This window comes from Amycolatopsis sp. SID8362 (assembly GCF_010550475.1).
Taxonomy (GTDB): Bacteria; Actinomycetota; Actinomycetes; order Mycobacteriales; family Pseudonocardiaceae; genus Amycolatopsis; species Amycolatopsis eburnea.
In genome coordinates, this window is the sequence record NZ_JAAGNB010001530.1 from 1 (window position 1) to 2,364 (window position 2,364).

Annotated in this window: 2 protein-coding genes and 1 pseudogene; 2 read left to right on the plus strand and 1 reads right to left on the minus strand. The window is 74.5% G+C overall.

Annotated features, from left to right (window positions below):
* Positions 1-127: 127 nt before the first annotated feature.
* Positions 128-865 carry a dihydrofolate reductase family protein gene (locus tag G3I65_RS47195; RefSeq protein WP_160701890.1) on the plus strand — a complete coding sequence of 246 codons (738 nt, stop codon included), beginning with the start codon at positions 128-130 and terminating at the stop codon, positions 863-865.
* A 65-nt stretch (positions 866-930) separates the two neighbouring features.
* Here the strand turns inward: G3I65_RS47195 and G3I65_RS47200 are convergent, their stop codons facing one another.
* Positions 931-2,001, minus strand: coding sequence for a DUF5937 family protein (locus G3I65_RS47200; protein ID WP_160701888.1), 1,071 nt, complete (start codon positions 1,999-2,001; stop codon positions 931-933).
* 99 nt (positions 2,002-2,100) lie between these two features.
* On the opposite strand from G3I65_RS47200, the pseudogene G3I65_RS47205 reads away from it, so the two are divergent.
* Positions 2,101-2,364: pseudogene (locus tag G3I65_RS47205) on the plus strand (MFS transporter); the annotation flags it as partial.

Consider the following 2,364-nt stretch of genomic DNA (forward strand, 5'->3'; position numbering starts at 1 on the left):
CGGCGCTGACGGCGTCGGCCGGGGCGGCGATCATCCGCACCGCGCACCCGCGCTCGACGCGGCACGTGGCCGAGATGGCGGCGAGCATCGCGGGCACCCGACCGCCGGCGAAGGCGCTCCGGTGGGAGTGATCCGGCAGGTCTGGCCGGCCGAGCGCGAACTGGCCGACGCGGACCTCGAGCAGCTCTACGCCTACCCGGCCGACCCCCGCTGGCTGGCGGTGAACTTCGTGTCCAGCGCGGACGGCGCGATCACCGTCGACGGCGTGTCGGGCGGCCTCTCGACCCCGGCCGACCGGATCGTCTACCGGCTCGGCAACGACCTGGCCGACGTCGTCCTGGTGGGCGCGGGAACGGCGATGGCGGAGGGGTTCGAGGGCATGCGCCCGGACGAGCGCACGGCGGAGCGCCGGCGTCGCTTCGGGCTGGCCCCGATCGCCCCGGTGGCGGTGGTGACTTCGGGCCGTTCCCTGCCGGCCGACGCCCCGGTGATCACGAAGGCGGCGGTCCCGACGCTGGTGTTCACCTCCGCGGCGGCGCCCGAGTCGTTGCGTGCGGCTTGGACGGCCAACGGCGCGCGGGTGTTCGTGGTGGGCTCGGCCGAGGTGTCAGGTGCCGACGTGGTCTCGACGTTGGTGGCGGAGGGATTGGGCCGCATCGATTGCGAGGGCGGGCCGAAGCTGTTCGGCTCGCTGATCGAGGCGGGCGTGGTCGACGAGTTCCGGTTGACGGTGGCGCCGTTTCTGGTGGCGGGGACATCGAGCCGCGCGGCGCTGGGTGGCGTGGTGGACCCGGCCGCGCTGGAACTGGCTTCGGTGCTCACGGACGGCGAGAGCGTGCTGCTGCGGTACCTGCGGAGCCGGTGAGGGCCTCGGTGATCTGGCGGGTCGTCTGCGCGTCGACCAGCCGCCTCGCCGAGGTGATCAACGGGTTATCGCAGCACGGCCGCCAGCAGGTCGGTGCCCAGCGCCTGCAGCTCGGGCAGGTTGACGGAGTAGCGGACGTACCGGCCCTGCCGCCGGGGCGTCAGCAGGCCCGCGCGGCGCAGGACGGCGAGGTGGCGGGAAACCTCGGGCGCCGAAAGTTCCCAGGCGACAGCCAGCTCGCCGGTCGTGTGCGGGCCGCGGGCGAGGGTGCGCAGCAGCCGCAGCCGGACCGGGTGGGACAGGGCCGACAGCCGGAGCGTGACCGTCTCCAGCGGCACCGGATCCGGCGCCGCGATCGGGTACTGCACCGCCGGGCGCCGGCCGGGTGCGTGGATCGCCACCAGGTGCGGGTGGCCGAAGACGCTCGGGATCAGGACGACTTCGGCGGCGGTGGTCGCGTGGTCCAGGAGCTTGTCCACGACGAGGGTGTCGCCGTCGCGGGACAGGGTGACCGAGCCGGAGACGGCGGCGAGGGCCGCCGCGACGCCTTGACGGCGGAGGAGGTCGTTCTTCACGCGCAGATCTCCGGCGAGCTGCGCGGCGACGCCCGTCCAAGCGGCGTCGAAGAAGGCCTCCGCGCACTGTTCGAGGATGTCGCGCACCCGCGCGCGCACGGCCGCCGGGTCCGCGAGCAGCCGTTCCGCGAACGCCTCCTGACGCGCGCCGCGGGCTTGGGCGAGGTCCAGTGCCCGCTCGCGCGCCGTCGCGTCGGACAAGGGCGACGGCGTTCCGAAGTGGACGCGGTTGTTGCCGCACGTCGTGATCAGCGCGGCCGTCACGTAGGTTTCGTCGCCGAGGCGGTCCACATCGTCCAGTTCCTCGGCGAGGGTGGGGCGCGGGTGGGCCGGGACCAGGAAGTCCGCCCGCGACGAACGCCAGAGGAACTCCGCTTCCCGGAGCCGCTCGGCCAGCTCCGGCCGCAAGCCGGCCCAGACGTCGGCGGCCCAGCCGGCGAGGCGCGGGTGGTGGGCCGGCTCGGCCAGCACGTGCAGCATCGCGGTCAGCTCGGCCAGCGGCGAAGCGGCGAACCGCAGCCGCTCGGCAGGCGGGCCGCCGAGGGCGATCCTCAACGTCATCCCCGCATTCTCACCGGCTCGATGCCTACTCCCGGCACCGGTTGACGGTGTTCGTCAATCGGCGCGGCGAACCCGGCGGCCGGCCGCACGGTGGACGTCATGACGACCCAGATCCGGCCGCGCGCCCTCGTCCGGGCTTCCGGCGGACCCCGCTACGCCGCCGCCGTGGTGGTGGACGCGCTCGGCACCGGCCTGCTGCGGCCCTTCCTGCTGCTGTACGGCGTGACGGTGCTCGGGCTGTCCGCGCCGGTGACCGGCATCGCGATGACGGCGGGGGTCGTCGTGGGCCTGTGCTGCGTGCCGGTCGTGGGCCGCTGGCTGGACGGTGGTGCGCGCAGCACGGTCGTCGCGGCGTCGATGCTG